This is a genomic window from Enterobacter sp. SES19 (genome assembly GCF_011765665.1).
Taxonomy (GTDB): Bacteria; Pseudomonadota; Gammaproteobacteria; order Enterobacterales; family Enterobacteriaceae; genus Enterobacter; species Enterobacter pseudoroggenkampii.
In genome coordinates this window covers 4,009,891-4,025,285 of sequence record NZ_CP050320.1, presented here as the reverse complement: position 1 = coordinate 4,025,285, position 15,395 = coordinate 4,009,891, and the positions used below count along the sequence as shown (strand labels likewise).

At 53.5% G+C, this 15,395-nt stretch carries 12 protein-coding genes, 1 tRNA gene and 2 pseudogenes; 8 read left to right on the top strand and 7 right to left on the bottom strand.

The window, feature by feature from the left end; genetic code table 11:
- Window positions 1-8: 8 nt before the first annotated feature.
- Window positions 9-2,447: a poly-beta-1,6 N-acetyl-D-glucosamine export porin PgaA gene (gene pgaA, locus GXP72_RS19120; RefSeq protein ID WP_208763249.1), complete on the bottom strand. Its 2,439-nt coding sequence runs from the start codon at window positions 2,445-2,447 to the stop codon at window positions 9-11.
- A 672-nt stretch (window positions 2,448-3,119) separates the two neighbouring features.
- Between pgaA and GXP72_RS19115 the strand changes: the two genes are divergently transcribed.
- Both GXP72_RS19115 and GXP72_RS19110 read left to right on the top strand, forming a co-directional pair.
- A complete protein-coding gene (locus GXP72_RS19115) occupies window positions 3,120-3,647 on the top strand; it encodes a helix-turn-helix domain-containing protein (RefSeq protein ID WP_048990453.1) in 528 nt (175 codons plus the stop codon).
- A gap of 284 nt (window positions 3,648-3,931) precedes the next feature.
- Window positions 3,932-4,258 carry a hypothetical protein gene (locus GXP72_RS19110; protein WP_071994442.1) on the top strand — a complete coding sequence of 109 codons (327 nt, stop codon included), beginning with the start codon at window positions 3,932-3,934 and terminating at the stop codon, window positions 4,256-4,258.
- On the opposite strand, the gene GXP72_RS19105 is transcribed toward GXP72_RS19110, so the two are convergent.
- Window positions 4,236-5,054, bottom strand: a complete 819-nt coding sequence (locus GXP72_RS19105; protein ID WP_024906534.1) for a DUF4225 domain-containing protein — start codon at window positions 5,052-5,054, stop codon at window positions 4,236-4,238. The genes GXP72_RS19110 and GXP72_RS19105 overlap by 23 nt on opposite strands.
- A gap of 321 nt (window positions 5,055-5,375) precedes the next feature.
- Here GXP72_RS19105 and GXP72_RS19100 point away from each other — a divergent pair.
- The 3 genes and pseudogenes from GXP72_RS19100 to GXP72_RS19090 form a co-directional block, all read left to right on the top strand.
- Window positions 5,376-5,576, top strand: a pseudogene (locus tag GXP72_RS19100) (hypothetical protein); the annotation flags it as partial.
- A gap of 108 nt (window positions 5,577-5,684) precedes the next feature.
- Window positions 5,685-6,137, top strand: coding sequence for an STM2901 family protein (locus tag GXP72_RS19095; protein ID WP_208763248.1), 453 nt, complete (start codon window positions 5,685-5,687; stop codon window positions 6,135-6,137).
- Window positions 6,137-6,454: a DUF1493 family protein gene (locus tag GXP72_RS19090; RefSeq protein WP_024906537.1), complete on the top strand. Its 318-nt coding sequence runs from the start codon at window positions 6,137-6,139 to the stop codon at window positions 6,452-6,454. Before GXP72_RS19095 ends, GXP72_RS19090 begins: the two co-directional genes overlap by 1 nt.
- A gap of 24 nt (window positions 6,455-6,478) precedes the next feature.
- Here the strand turns inward: GXP72_RS19090 and tssD are convergent.
- The 3 genes and pseudogenes from tssD to GXP72_RS19075 all read right to left on the bottom strand — a co-directional run bounded on the left by tssD (window position 6,479) and on the right by GXP72_RS19075 (window position 8,119).
- Window positions 6,479-6,959: pseudogene (tssD, locus tag GXP72_RS19085) on the bottom strand (type VI secretion system tube protein TssD).
- A gap of 272 nt (window positions 6,960-7,231) precedes the next feature.
- Window positions 7,232-7,307, bottom strand: a tRNA-Phe gene (locus tag GXP72_RS19080).
- 95 nt (window positions 7,308-7,402) lie between these two features.
- Window positions 7,403-8,119: a DUF554 domain-containing protein gene (locus GXP72_RS19075; RefSeq protein ID WP_090418639.1), complete on the bottom strand. Its 717-nt coding sequence runs from the start codon at window positions 8,117-8,119 to the stop codon at window positions 7,403-7,405.
- 181 nt (window positions 8,120-8,300) lie between these two features.
- Between GXP72_RS19075 and GXP72_RS19070 the strand changes: the two genes are divergently transcribed.
- The gene (locus GXP72_RS19070; protein WP_208763247.1) at window positions 8,301-10,436 is read left to right on the top strand and encodes an ornithine decarboxylase; all 2,136 of its coding nucleotides are present in this window, start codon (window positions 8,301-8,303) and stop codon (window positions 10,434-10,436) included.
- Between the two features lie 54 nt (window positions 10,437-10,490).
- Here the strand turns inward: GXP72_RS19070 and GXP72_RS19065 are convergent, their stop codons facing one another.
- Complete coding sequence (locus GXP72_RS19065; protein WP_090418633.1) at window positions 10,491-11,183, bottom strand: response regulator; 693 nt, start codon at window positions 11,181-11,183, stop codon at window positions 10,491-10,493.
- Window positions 11,173-12,798: a sensor histidine kinase gene (locus GXP72_RS19060; protein WP_208763246.1), complete on the bottom strand. Its 1,626-nt coding sequence runs from the start codon at window positions 12,796-12,798 to the stop codon at window positions 11,173-11,175. The genes GXP72_RS19065 and GXP72_RS19060 overlap by 11 nt, the downstream gene beginning before the upstream one ends.
- 345 nt (window positions 12,799-13,143) lie before the next feature.
- Between GXP72_RS19060 and GXP72_RS19055 the strand changes: the two genes are divergently transcribed.
- Entirely contained in the window at window positions 13,144-14,505 is a 1,362-nt protein-coding gene (locus tag GXP72_RS19055; protein WP_032650157.1) for a 2-hydroxycarboxylate transporter family protein, read from the top strand.
- A gap of 17 nt (window positions 14,506-14,522) precedes the next feature.
- On the top strand, window positions 14,523-15,386 hold the full coding sequence (locus tag GXP72_RS19050) for a fumarylacetoacetate hydrolase family protein (protein ID WP_032650155.1): 864 nt from the start codon (window positions 14,523-14,525) through the stop codon (window positions 15,384-15,386).
- Window positions 15,387-15,395: the final 9 nt, after the last annotated feature.

Genomic DNA, 15,395 nt, shown 5'->3' with positions numbered 1-15,395 from the left:
CATCATCCTTAAAAGCGTAAAGTCGCATCAAACGTGACGGAGAGGTTGCTCTCGCGTTTGCCGTCGTAAGGGCGCTTGTCCCAGTTCAGCATCACGCCGGTGTCCATGACGTTGTTCCACTGAACGCGTTGTCCGTAACCCAGCAGGGTGATGGCGCCAGCGGACTGATTTTTCTGCCAGTAGCCGCCGCCACCCGCCACGAACTGCTGGCTCCAGAGGGTGTCGTAATGGCGATACATTTCATGGTCGATGGACAGGGCGGCCGTCACGGACAGGTCCCGCGCCGGGTTGTAATAGAGCGTGTCGTGCAGGCTGTTTTTACTGGCGGCGATCCCTGGTTCGAGATCCAGCGTCAGGGACGGGGTCTGCCAGAGACGCTCCTTACCCATGAGGGTGTATTCCTGACGGCGGTTATGGTCTGAGAAGCGGCTGAGGGCGGCGCTGAACTGGTACTCACGGCGCTCGTTTTGATACCAGCGCACCCCGCCTTCACCCCGGTTGGCGCTAATTCCGTTGCGTAACGCCCGCAGGGGCGTGGTGCGCGACAGGCGTTCAAGGCTGCCGCTGACCTGCCAGTTATCCGTCAGAACGTACGAGGTTGAGAGGCGAGCGCCCGGCTTGTTTGCCCCGTGATAGCGGTTGCTGGAGAGCTCGGCTTCGAGCTGGAGGTCGCGTGGTCGCCATTCGACGCCGCCCAACAGGTGACGGCTGGTGCCTTTGCCTTCTTCGAAATTACTCTGCGCATAGCGGGTGCCGGCAAACAGCCGCCAGTTATCCGCTACGGGCGGGCCATAGAGCGTGGCGTCCCAGTTGAGGTCGTGCGTCCCGCTGACGGGGTTATCGGAGTGCAAGCCCTTGCTCGCGTTGAGGCGCAGTTCGGACATGTGGTGGACGGTGCGTAGCCTGTCCAGACGCCTTGCGCTGCGATCGACGGGCGTGCGGGTGATGACGTCGTCGGCCAGTAAATCCATCTGCCGCCACTCCTGCAGATCCATGGCGACGTAAGCCTGCTGCTGCTCAAGTTCCAGATTCGAGGGCTCCAGCGCCTCGGCCATTTTCAGCGTTTGCTCGGCCGCGCGCGGCAGACCCCGCGCCTGAAGCAGCGTGGCGTAGTCAATCTGTAAGCCCTGATTGCCCGGCGCCGTTGTCGCCAGATGGTGCGCCAGCTTTTCGGCTTCCGGCAGGGCATTCGTCGCCAGCAAATAGTTAAAACGGAGCGACTGCCCGGTAAGCCACAGATCGTTAGGCTGAGGGGTAGGTGAGCCGAAATCGTAACGGGTCCAGGGGACGTTGCGGGTCTGGCGCTCTGCATACCGGCGGGCGGACGGATACTCTCCCGTATCCAGCCAGGCGTAGAAAAGCGCGTGCTCCTCGTCCTGCGGGTCGGAAGCGTATTGCGGATAGCGTTGCAGAAGCGAGAAGGCGGCAGCCGCGTTTTTCTCCTGCAGGTACGCGGAGATCACCCAGCCGATTGCCCAGCCCGGCACCGGATGCTGGGCTGCCGTCAGATCCTGATATTCGCTGATGACCCGCGGGTAATCACCATGGGCGTACAGCGCGCCGAGCCGGTCGATACGCGCAAGGATGATGTCTTCCGCCGCCTGCGGCTCGCGTTGCCAGCGAGCAAGCAGCGCGCCGTAACGATTCAGCGCAGATTGCGCAAGCTGCAGGCGCTCCTTTTCTGTTCGGCCAGGCACATCGGCAAGGCGAACGCTTTCGGCTGCGGCATTCAGCTCAAGGCGACGACGCTCTGCGGGGGACAGCGCCACCTTTTGTGAAAGAAGGAGCGCGGGGGTATTGACCCGGTTATCCGTTAGCGCATCAATCAGCTCCCTGAGGAGCGTTTTATTCTCAGGTGCGATATTCAGCGCGCGCGTGTCTGCTAAGAGCCGATCCCAGCTTTTTCCCTGGCGTAACCAGACATACGCCAGCGTCTGAAGATGCGCCTGAGAGGGATTTTCCGCCACCAGCCGCCGGGCTTCCTGCAGGGCAAGCGTATCTTTGCGGGCATCGGCCAGGGTTTTGATATAGCCGATACGATAATCGTCGTTATCCGGCGCAAGGCTGCGCGCCTTTTCCCAGAGCGCCAGGGCGGGCTGCCACGCCTTTTGATTTCGCCTGGATTGCGCGACAGCCGCAACGCCACGGGCGGGTAGCGGCATATAAATGCTGTAGCGCTGCCAGACCTGAATAACCTCGTCATCATGACCTGCCCAGGCCGCCACCTGTAACCAGTCCGCGACGTGTTCAGGCGTCAGGGCATGCTGCTGCTGATAACGCTGAAGATAATCGAGAAACGACGTGTAATTACCGTTACGCGCCTGTTGAATCTGTTGCTCATAAACGGATTCCGTAGCCTGAACCAGAACAGGAAAGAGTAATAACAGAAACAATAATGTTGGGGTGCGATAAAAGAATAATGTACTGAAGCTAAGTGATCTTTCCATATCTATTTGCCATTTGTTTATCATGAATCCATTGCATAACACGGCCGCCTTTAAGCTCAGCGTAAAAGGCCATAAATGAGAACATTAAATCTGAATGCAGTGATGTTACGGGGTACTTACTTAAAGGTAATTATGGATCCTCATCTCAGTAGACTGGATGGGAGGTAATGTACACCTGATATGTTGCCGGATAAATATGCTGAAAAGCGGCTGAGTAGTTTTGAGATAATTCTGGAATGAGCAGGTTTTAATGATTATTTTGAATTGAGAGCTTAATCGTAACTATCTGAAATAAAATGATTTTATTTTTATTGTGACAGTTTTGTATATATTTTTAGTGACGTTTATCCGCCTCAATTAAAGTACTTTCTGGTGCATGTTTGGGAAGTTTCATGACAAAAATTCTTAATGTTTAGAGAAGTGACTTTTCTGCGATTGTTTTTTATTTATAATTAATGGCAGACATTGAATGATAGTCTACAGGAAGTCTTACTCATCAATGTCTGTATTGAGGGATGTCCAAAGCCAGAATACATTTATCGTTAATATAACAGCGCTATAAAACGAAGGCGGCCTTCTTTCTGAAGGATCGTTCTTGCTTTAATCTAAAAGGGATGGTTAGTGGCAACTTCAATAGTGTTAGTGACTCAGGATCGCTACCTTGTCAGAGGAATGCGGATATTTTTTCCGGATATTATCCTGCTCGACTCGATTGACAGAAACATATTTGATAACGGTGCAGATGAATATTCTGTATTGATTGATAGTCGTTGTCCGCTCCGTTTATATGATTACCTGATACGCCATCCGGCCAGAACGAAAAAAACAATCTGCTGCGTTATGCTTGATATGCGTCACCGCGAGGAGAATCTGCTCAGTATGAAGCTGTTTATGAACACGTCGCTCACTGCGCCGGATATGGCCTCGCTGTTTAATCTGGTGCTCAATATGAAGGGCAGGCGCCTGACCACGAAGTGGCTGCTGAATTTACGGCTTAGCACGCACGAAGCGATCATGCTGCGCTTGCTGAGGGCAGGGATGTCGATGGAAGCCATTGCCGATGAGCTGAATACGTCGGTGAAAAGCCTCTACCGCAAACGAACGGCGCTCTCGGAACGCCTGGGGGCGGAGAACTTCAACGAGGCGTGTTTGTTTATTTTTAAAAACAAACTGCTGGACGCAGGTGGGAACGATCCCTAGGTTGGGGAGAGATCAAAAGCAAAATTGCGGGCGGTATTCTGAGCTTTGAGAATGCTGGATGAGGACAACTTCCTGGCCTTGGGTTTGGATTTACTCTGGCTCAAAACGACACAAGGACGTTGTCATGGACACGATTGAAGAGTCTGGTCACCGCTACTGTGTAGCATATCTTCAAATATTTGATTTAAATAAAAATTTTACAAATATCGTCAAGGAGCGATTTATCCGTCAAATTAAGTTAAACTTCGTCACAGGTTTCAGTGAGTTATGGGACGGATGGCAGAATGACGAGCGAAGAAGCACTTTTAAAATCAGGTTTTAGTAAACGAGATCTTCAAAAGCTAAAAAACAATATCGAGAATTACGGTGGTTCGTTTGATAGCGTAACTCATGATCTGGCCAATCGTTTTAAGGCAATGAAGTGGATAACTATTATTGCCTTTATCATACTGGCTTTAACTCTTTTACTTGCATCCAGGGATACAAGTCTGACACTTGCGCTCACGTTATTGATTGTACTCCCTTTTATCTGGTATATAACGCCAGCAAAACTTGGCTACAAATCCTGGCGTTATCGTAAAATGCTGACTAATTCTGGGACGGATCGCTGACGGACAACAGATCAAAAATAATCTTAGCTTTGACCCCATAACCAGCAATTTTCATTGTAAGCTGCGGGCGGCTCAGTGTGCTCACCTTTCGGTAATAGTCTGTGGGCATATAACGAAACAGTCGCCAGGTACCTGGTCGCCGCAACAAGCCAAAAATGGTATAAGCGTTAGCGGCCAGTGAAATTGATTTGTAGACACCTAACCCGTTCTCACGACTAAAGCCCATAAACTCAGCTGTAGACATCGCGGCATCCGCGACCAGCCCTTCACTGGTAGTGTTGTTCGTTGCGTAGCGAGCCACTTCTTTACTGATGCTGTTTGCCCCGTCAGTAACCAGAACCGCACCAGCAAGGACCCCGAGAGGGGTCATAGTGCCAATAAGGGTAAATCCTGCGGCTATTTCAGCACCGGCCAGGACAACACTAACTGCCGAGATAACATACCCAACAATTTTGTTATTCTCTCGGATGAACTCGACTTTAGCGTAAAGCTTCGCTGCCTTAGTTCGTAATAAACGAGCTTGTTCCAGAAGGTTATAGTTTTCTTCTCTAAGTTTTTTAACGCATTCCATGCATTCTTCATCTGATTTAGCCCGACGAGCTAACGTAAACTGTTGTTCTATGAGGTCCCGAATTTCCTGAATAAACTTCATTCGAGTCAGACCATCGCTGAGATGAAAAGCCGACAGAGTGTTGGCTGTATTTACCAGTTTTCTGGCTTCCATATTCACCATCGTTTCCGCCCAGGCTTTATTTCTTCCACCTGATTGCATCATGTTAAGCAATGCTGCATCCATTGTAATTCCTCTCAATTGCTTTACCGGCATTTGTTTAGACTGATAAACGGCTCCCTCTGACAGCCATGCGTGCCAACGCATGGACAATATAGTAGCAATGTAGTTACGGGGTCTGAAGCAGAAGTCGCTTTTTACAGCTTCGCTCCTCGGCCTGATTTGTTGCTGGTGCTCACATATGTTGTGCCACTCCTGCTCCAGTGAATAGCTGTCCTACATATCTGAAAGCAATCTTTGCACTTTCGATAAAGCCGGATGACGGGGAGAGCCCCTATCCTGTTGAGTAATTTACTCATTTCGCTGAGTGGTTGGCGGGGTCAGTCCATGTTGAGGGCAGGGATGTTAATGGAGGAGGTTGCAGGCGAGCTGAATACGTCGGTGAAAAGTCTCTATCGTAAACGGACGGCGCTCTCGGAACGGCTGGGGGCGGAGAATTTTAATGAGGCGTGTTTGTTTATCTTCAAAAACAAACTGCTGGGCGCAGGTAGGAACGATCCCTGGGTTGGGGAGAGACCAAAAGCATAAAACTGTCTTGCGGGCGCTATTCTGAGTTTTAAGAAAAATGGACGGTGACAGCATCCTTGTTTCAGATATGGATTTACTCTGGCTCAAAACGAGAGAAAGGACGCTGTAATGGACACGGTTGAAGAGTCTGGTGGAACATATTTCTATCACGGTAATGCTAACGTAACAGCGCAGGAGCTATTTTTGCTCATATTTGCTGAAGGTCTTGCAAATCATATAGGGGTGACGGTTGAGACTGCTGCAACCATTTTGGCTGGGCAACCCCTTCTGCCTAAGCGAAAGGTCCTGGGTGCATCCGGATCACGGACAAGTATTGCCTCGAAAGTGGCGCGGCGTATTTTAAAGGGAGCACGTTTCCCCGATGGCATAAGGGTCGAAACCACCATTGGTATGGGTAAGACACGTCTAACAAACAAGGTCGGGGCAGCAGTAGGGCGGGCGGTTCCGTATGTTGGCTATACTCAGGCGGTGATTATTTTTATTAAGGTTGCCAGAGAAACGAGAAGCAAGTACAACCTCATCGCGCGACCTAAAGATCGTATTGCCTGGACATACTTCTGATGTTGCTTCCTGATGAGCAAGAATTACTAGATTACATCACTGAGAATTATAGTGACCGTAAAACTCCGGCAAGGAAAGAATGGACCTTCCAGGAGCATTTCAATCTCGTACCAGAAGATCTTGAGGACATGCTGCTTGACCTTTTCACCCGGTATGGAATTGAATATAGCAACTTTGTGATGGACCATTATTTTGAACCGGAGCTGTATTGGTTTCAGTTTCGGCTCAGAAAAAAATTCCGCGATCGGCAGTACAAGCCGCTAAATCTCGAAATGATTATTGAGTCGGCAAAAGCGGGGCGCTGGCTATATGACTAAGGGGCTGAAAGCCCCTTATGATGTTTACGCCGATTGACGCTCGTTCCATGCATCACTAAAGATGATGTTCCCATCGTTATGCTTCCAGGTGATTTCTCATACTTGAGTTCGAAGGTTTCCATAGGGTTTTCGTTAGGGTTATCGCCTGTAGTCATCGCAGGGAAATCGATACTATCCTGACGTCTTCAGACAACATGTTGAAATACTCTTCTCCAAGGCCAGAGTAATTTATCCGATACTACTTTATCTCAGCTGATGACAGGTTTTGACCTGTCGCAACGGCTTTGTAGAGGTATGGGCTTGAACAATCGAATTCCTTAATGATCAACATAGGTGAGTGCATTCGCGTACCGGTTATTTTACCGGTTGCGTTATCTGTTGGGATAACAAGGTTATGATGAAAACCTTTCACTTCAATGCTGCATTCTCTGTGTTGAACATCAACTCCGCCTTTAATCAACGCGCCACCATCGTCCTTCAGCCATAGATAAGCCGGTATAGCCATTCGAATATTCCTTCCTTTTTGCGTGTGGATCTCCATCCTGCTTTCGCAGACCATTCGGGCAAGCGTATACGCGTAGCTGGTATAGAAGTTCAAAACAGATCATGTTTACGGCCTGTCTTTGTTTTTTTAAGACAATGACTTGTTATTTTTTAATCAAAAATTAAAAGGAAGTCTGACGCTGGAAGCGTAATACTATGTCAGTGATTGGCTGTATGAGCTGCTGGACTAGCGCAAAAGCAAAAACCCGCCACGAGGGCGGGTTCTTTAAATAGTGGTGCCCGGACTCGGAATCGAACCAAGGACACGGGGATTTTCAATCCCCTGCTCTACCGACTGAGCTATCCGGGCAACGGGGCGCATTAAACCCGATCTGCCCCCTGCCGTCAACGAAAAATGTTGTTTTCGTTACAGACTGCGCAATCTCTCACCATTTCGCCGCATCCTTAAGCGAAAAAGTGCGTCCAGAGCGCGGAGAGCGGCATGGCGAGCAGCAATGCGGGCAGCATGTTCACCACGGCAAACATCTTAATCCCACAGATACGCAGCCCGGTAGCCAGCAGCAGCAGGCCGCCGACGGCGGTAAAGTCTGCCATCATCGCCGGCGTAGTGAGCGGGAGAATTAACGTGGCGCAGGTAGCCAGTGCCAGCTGGATAAGCAGCATCGGGACGCAAATCGCCGCCACGGCGACGCCAAGAGTAGTGGCGAAAATGGTGGCGGTGAAGAAATCAAGAAACGCCTTCGCAATCAATATGCTCGGGTCGCCCGTCATCCCTTCCTGCATCGAACCGAAAATCCCGGTGCCGCTGGCGCAAAACAGAATGATGATGGCGACATAGTTTTGAATAAACGACTCGTGCGTGCCGTGTTTCGCCTTGCCGCCGGGTCGGGCAATCAGGTTTTTGGCTTTACTCACCGCGCTGTTAATGCCTTTTTCCAGATAGCAGAACTCGCCAATCAGCGCGCCGAGCAGGGTGGCCAGCACCATCACCGGCAGGTTGGCGCATTTGACCACCAACAGAATACCGATCCCTAGCGATGCCAGGCCGAATATCGAGGGCATGGAGGTGCGAATCCGCTCCGGCAACCGCTGGCTCAGCACGGCGCCGAGTACGCCGCCCAGCAATACTGCTCCTGCGTTGATAAATGGCCCGATAACCAAAGTTAACTCCTGTTATTTAATCATTGATATTGCATTATTATGGCACGTCAGGCCTGCGCGAGCCTTAGCTTTGGGTGGTTTCGTGCATACTGATTCCTTCTTGCACCTCAAAATAAAAGGTGACATTATTGCGCGAATTTTCTCCTCCCTGTCTCACCGCTCGGTGAGGGTAACTGCGCCTATGAAAACCATGAAAATTGCCGTCAGCCGCGAGCTGGTCTCCACCGTGTCTACGCACCGCGAAAAGGTGACGCTGGACAGCACTGATTTTACCGATGTGGCGGCCGTCGTCATCACAACAGCTGAAAGTCGCAGCGGCATTCTTGCACTGCTGAAACGTACGGGCTTTCAGCTACCGGTGTTTATTTTCTCTCAGGAGCCAACGGACGTACCTGACGGTGCCACCGCGGTCATCTCGGGTAAAGCTCAGGAGTTTCTGGAACTGGAAACTGCTGCCAGTCGTTATGAAGAGAATTTGCTGCCGCCGTTTTTCGACACCTTGAGCCAGTATGTGGAGATGGGCAACAGCACTTTCGCCTGCCCGGGACACCAGCACGGCGCCTTTTTCAAAAAACACCCGGCAGGGCGGCAGTTCTATGATTTCTTCGGTGAGAATGTGTTTCGTGCCGACATGTGCAATGCCGACGTGAAGCTGGGCGATCTGCTGATCCACGAAGGGTCCGCCAAGCACGCGCAAAAGTTCGCGGCGAAAGTGTTCAACGCGGATAAAACCTACTTCGTGCTGAACGGAACGTCGGCGGCCAACAAGGTAGTGACCAACGCGCTGCTCACCCGCGGCGACCTGGTGCTGTTCGACCGCAACAACCATAAATCTAACCACCACGGGGCGCTGATCCAGGCGGGTGCCACGCCGGTTTATCTGGAGGCTGCACGTAACCCGTTTGGCTTTATTGGCGGGATTGACGAGCACTGCTTTGACGACGCGTATCTGCGGGACCTGATCCGCGAGGCGGCGCCGGAGAAAGCCGACGAGGCGCGTCCGTTCCGCCTGGCGATCATTCAGCTCGGCACCTACGACGGGACGATCTACAACGCACGTCAGGTGATCGACAAGATCGGCCATCTGTGCGACTACATCCTCTTTGACTCCGCCTGGGTGGGCTACGAGCAGTTTATTCCGATGATGGCGGCAACGTCCCCGCTGTTGCTGGAGCTGAACGAGAACGATCCTGGGATTTTCGTGACCCAGTCGGTGCACAAACAGCAGGCCGGGTTCTCACAAACGTCGCAGATCCATAAAAAGGATAACCACATTCGTGGTCAGGCGCGTTTCTGCCCGCACAAGCGGCTGAACAACGCCTTTATGCTGCATGCCTCCACCAGCCCGTTTTACCAGCTGTTTGCGGCACTGGATGTCAACGCGAAAATACATGAAGGGGAGAGCGGACGCAGGCTGTGGGCGGAGTGCGTCGAGCTGGGCATTGAGGCGCGCAAGGCGATCATCGCCAACTGCCATATGATCAAACCGTTTATCCCACCGGTGGTGGCGGGGCGGCCGTGGCAGGATCATCCGACGCACGCCATCGCCAGCGAGCTGCGCTTCTTCAGCTTTGAGCCGGGGGCCAAATGGCACGGGTTTGAGGGCTATGCTCACGAGCAGTACTTTGTCGACCCGTGCAAGCTGCTGCTGACCACGCCGGGCATCGATGCCGAAACCGGGGAGTACACTGATTTCGGGATCCCGGCGACGATTCTGGCGCACTACCTGCGCGAAAACGGCATCGTGCCGGAGAAATGCGACCTCAACTCGATCCTGTTCCTGCTGACGCCTGCCGAAAGCAGCGAGAAGCTGGCGCAGCTGGTGGCGATGCTGGGCCAGTTTGAACAGCATATTGAAGACGACACGCCGCTGGCGGACGTGCTGCCGACGATCTTCCAGAAATACCCGGTGCGCTACCGGGATTACACGCTTCGCCAGCTGTGCCAGGAGATGCACGATCTCTACGTCAGCTTTGACGTCAAGGATCTGCAGAAGGCGATGTTCCGCAAGGAGAGCCTGCCGGAGGTGGTGATGAACCCACAGGATGCCAATCAGGCGTATATTCGCGGAGAGGTGGAGCTGGTTCGCATACGGGATGCCGAAGGGCGAATTGCGGCCGAAGGGGCGCTGCCCTATCCGCCGGGCGTGCTGTGCGTGGTGCCGGGTGAAGTCTGGGGCGGGGCGGTACAGCGTTACTTCCTGGCGCTGGAGGAGGGGATCAACCTGCTGCCGGGCTTCTCGCCGGAGCTGCAGGGGGTTTACAGCGAGAAGGATGCCGACGGGATCAAGCGGCTGTATGGGTATGTGTTGAGATAGTGCAGGCTGCTGCCCTCACCCTAACCCTCTCCCACAGGGAGAGGGAACCTTTCATCAAACCGCACTACGCTTGTACATCCTCCTCGGATGCCCAATCTTGCCGTACAGCATCTCCACCGTCAGAAAACCCGCCTCCACGCAGTGTTCCAGATAGCGCCGGGTGGTGGTTTTGCTTAATCCCGTTTCGCTCACCACTTCATCCACGGTAAAGCAGTGCGTTGCCTTGTCGTTAAACAGCGACTGCACCCGCGCCAGCGTATTTTCCTCAATGCCCTTGCTGCCGTTGTCCAGGCGGTAGTTTTTCGCCTGTAGCTGATACAGCGAATCCACGTTCTGCTGGTCGACAATCTTCCAGACCCGCTGCTGTTCGGCAAACTGCACAAACCGCTCCAGCGACTGGCTGAGCCGCTTCCAGGAGACGGGTTTGAGGATGTAGTCGAACGCGCCGTTGCGAATCGCCTGGCTGCAGGTGTCCATATCGCTGGCGGCGGTAATAAAAATCACCGAGCAGTTGGCGCGGGCCAGCATGGGGTTATTGATCAACGAGATCCCTTTGCCGTCCGGCAGATAGTTATCCAGCAGCACCAGCTGCGGCTGTTTGTTTGCAAGTTCTGCCTGAGCCGCAGCCAGCGACGAGGCAATGCCCACCAGCCTCAGTCGCGGATGTTTGCTTATCAGCTCCGCGTGCAGTTGCGCCAGCTCGTTCTCGTCTTCAACAATCAGTACGTCGATAAGTTCATGTTGCATAGTCGGTGTCTTCCAGTTGCCGGGCGGTTCCCGTGGCCGGGATAAACAAGGAGAAAATGGCGCCGCGCGGGGTATTATCGGCAACTTCTATCGCGCCGCCAGCCTGTGTGACATAGCTTTCGATCAGATACAGGCCAATCCCATGATCGCCGCGTGTTTTGGTGGTGATGCCGCGTTCAAAGATCCGGTCACGGATCCCCGGTGTAATGCCAACGCCCTGGTCGGCCACTTCAATAATCAGCTCCTGGTCGCTGAGTTTTATCAGCACTTCTACCGGCGCATGGGGAAGCGGCGACCGCTGCGTCGCTTCGATGGCGTTATCCAGCAGGTTGCCAATAATTGAAATCAGCTCTTGTTCCCCTAACGGCAGGAACGGCCTGTCCAGCCGACATGCCGGGTCGAAACTCAGTTCGACGCCTTTCTCCCGCGCGCGGGCGGCTTTGCCCAGCAGCAGGCCACACAGGGTCGGGGAGCTGAAGCGCGAAGAGATAAAGTCCAGCAGCTCCTGGGCATGCTCCGACTGCGCCTGAATGTAGCCAATGGCTTCCTCATAGCGGCCCATATGCAGCAGGCCGGAGAGCGTGGTCATTCGGTTTAACTGCTCATGGCGCATAATACGCAGGTTATCGACATAGCGTTTTACCTGGCTGAGCTGGGCGCTCAGCGAGTCGATTTCGTTGCGATCGCGGAAGGTGATCACCCACCCCTGCAGCGACCCCTCAAGCATGATGTGCACTCGGCTGGCAATCACCGTGAGATCGTTAAAGCGGCAAATCTCGTCATGGGTATCTTTCGCCAGCATCGTCTGCGTGTCGAAGAACGGGACCGGATCGATAACCTGGCTTATCAGCTGCCCGCGCAGCTCACGGGCCGGCTGGCTCAGACCCAGCAGCTTGCGCGCCGCCTGGTTGATCACTTCAATCCGCCGCCGATCGTCAATGGCAATCACCCCTTCATAAATAGACTCCATCATCGCCTTCTGCTGGCGCACCAGCAGCCCGATTTCTCGCGGCTCAAGAGAGAAGATCTGCTTCTTGATGCTGCGGGTAAAGAACCAGGAGAAGATAAAGAGAGCGATCAGCAGCAGCACGGCGGCAATCAGGATATTGACCACCTTACTGACGGTAATGGTGTCCAGGTAGCTGGTGAGATAGCCGACAGAAACAATGCCGACCACCTGTCCGGCAGCGTTGAAAATGGGGGCCTTACTGCGCAGCGAAATACCCAACCCGCCTTTGCGAATGGTGGTGGTGCTTTTACCCTGCAATACGGCGTCGTTGTCACCGCCTACCAGGGTTGTGCCCACTCTGTCGGCAAAGACGGAGTGAAAAAGATGCTGACCCTTATTATCACCAATCACAATAAAGCTGGCGTCACTGTGCGCAGAAATCTTCTGCATAAAATCATGGATGGCGCTGATATTTTTTTGTTCAACTTCATTACGCAATGTCGGAATAAGTGCAATTTCTTCAGCCTGTATTTTGGCTCGCGTACTCATTTCCTGATATAGCTGTTTCCCGACGTCGGCATAATAATATCCGCCCAGTAACGCAAAAAGTACTGAGAAAAAGGCAACCAGCGAAATAAACAACTTGATCTGGAAAGAGACTTTCATAACTATCACGCAAGGTAGCAGCAAAGATCGCCAATATATCATCTTTTTTCATGCGGACGCCCGCTTTGCCGAAAACTTGTGATCCCTTGCACAGCGGGCGCTGTAAAAGCGTTATCCTAAAGTCTGCCGTGCCTCTGGCTGCATGAACAAATGTTATTTGTTTGTTCGATTCGGAAAAGAAACCATAAAAACCACGCTAATAAATAAGGTATAAATCACATTAAATAAAAGAAACCATTAAAACCATAGCTGCCATTAAAACTTCGCTTTTAATATGCCATTCCTCACATAAAGTAAGCCTTTGTGACTCTAAGCTGAACGCACAAAATAACCAAGGGGCTTATTATGAGCACAACTGACGATTCTTTCTCTGTTACCCACGACCCGATTGAAATTCAGCGACCTTCGCTCAAAGAGCGCTGGTGGCATATTATGGATACCTGGAAAATTGGGATTATTCCTCTGCCGCTGTTCGTTCTGGCGGGTGCACTGATCGCGATTGATTGCCTGGGCGGAAAACTGCCGAGCGATATCGTGGTGATGGTGGCAACGCTGGCCTTCTTCGGCTTTGCCTGCGGCGAGTTTGGCAAACGCCTGCCGATTGTCGGCAAGCTCGGCGCGGCGGCGATTTGCGCCACCTTTATTCCTTCCGCGCTGGTCTACTATGGCCTGCTGCCGGACGTGGTGGTCGAGTCCACCACCAAGTTCTACAAATCCACCAACATTCTCTATCTCTATATCTGCTGCATTATTGTCGGCAGCATCATGAGCATGAACCGCACGGTGCTGATTCAGGGCTTCCTGCGCATCTTCTTCCCGATGCTGTGCGGCGAAATCGTCGGCATGCTGGTGGGGATGGGCGTCGGCCTGGCGCTGGGTCTTGAGCCGTTCCAGATCTTCTTCTTTATCATTCTGCCTATTATGGCGGGCGGCGTCGGGGAAGGGGCGATCCCGCTTTCCATCGGCTATGCCACCTTACTGCACATGGACCAGGGCGTGGCGCTCGGCCGCGTGTTGCCGATGGTGATGCTCGGCGGTCTGACGGCGATCATCATCTCCGGCTGCCTGAACCAGCTCGGTAAACGTTTCCCGCACCTGACCGGTGAAGGCCAGCTGATGCCTAACCGCGCCAATGCCGATACCACCGTCTCTCAGCCTGCGTTCTCCGGCAAAGCGGATGTGACCACTATCGCCTCTGGCGCGCTGCTGGCGGTGCTGCTCTACATGCTGGGCATGCTCGGCCACAAGCTGATTGGCCTGCCTGCTCCGGTCGGCATGCTGTTTATGGCGGTGCTGGTGAAGCTCTGCAACGGCGCTTCTCCACGCCTGCTGGAAGGTTCTCAGGTGGTGTACAAATTCTTCCAGACTTCTGTGACCTACCCGATCCTCTTCGCCGTTGGCGTGGCCATCACCCCATGGCATGAACTGGTGGCGGCGTTCACCGTCAGCAACCTGCTGGTGATTGTCAGCACCGTTTCTGCACTGGTCGCCACCGGCTTCTTCGTCGGCAAAAAGATTGGTATGCACCCGATTGATGTCGCCATCGTCTCCTGCTGCCAGAGCGGCCAGGGCGGTACCGGCGACGTGGCGATCCTGACCGCAGGCAACCGCATGAGCCTGATGCCGTTCGCCCAGATTGCTACCCGTATCGGCGGCGCGATTAACGTCTCTGTCTCACTGCTGATTCTGGGCAACTTCCTCGTTTAAGTTTTCAGGAAAGAACAATGAAACTCGCAAGCTTTTTATACCAGGGAAAACGCAGCTACGGCATCGTCCAGGCCGACGGCGTGATTGATTTAGGCCGCCGTCTGGGCGACCGCTACAGCGACCTCAAGGCGCTGCTGCAGGGCAACGGGCTGGCACAGGCCACCCGCTACCTGAACGATGCCGTGGACGTGCCGATGAGCGCCATCACCTTCTTACCGGTGATTGAGCAGCCGGAAAAAATCCTCTGCGTGGGCATGAACTACGCCGACAAGCGCAAAGAGTTTGACCAGCACAACCCGGCCCCAACGCTGTTTGTCCGCTTCCCGGATTCACAGACCGGCCACAACGAGCCGGTGCTGAAGCCGCGCCACTCCAGCGAATTCGACTACGAAGGCGAGCTGGCGGTGATCATCGGTAAAGGCGGGGAGAACATCAGCCGTGATGACGCCCTGCGCCACGTGGCGGGCTACAGCTGCTATATGGACGGCTCCGCCCGCGACTGGCAGCACACCTGGTTTACCGCAGGTAAAAACTGGCGTCAGACCGGCGCGTTCGGCCCGTGGATGGCAACGGCGGATGAGATCCCGGATCCGCACAGGCTTGCAATCCGCACCTGGCTGAACGGCCGCATGGTGCAGGAAGACAACACCAGCAGCATGATCCACAAGGTTGCGGAGCTGATTGAGTACATCAGCACCTTTACCCGCTTAAGCCCGGGCGATGTGATCATCACCGGATCCCCGGGCGGCGTGGGTAAAAAGCGTAACCCACCGCTGTTTATGAAAGAGGGCGACCGCATTGAGGTGGAGATCGAGCATATCGGTCATCTGAGCAACGTGATCGTGGAAGCGCCAGCCGTCGGGCTTGCGGCGGCACACTGAGTAAGGCGG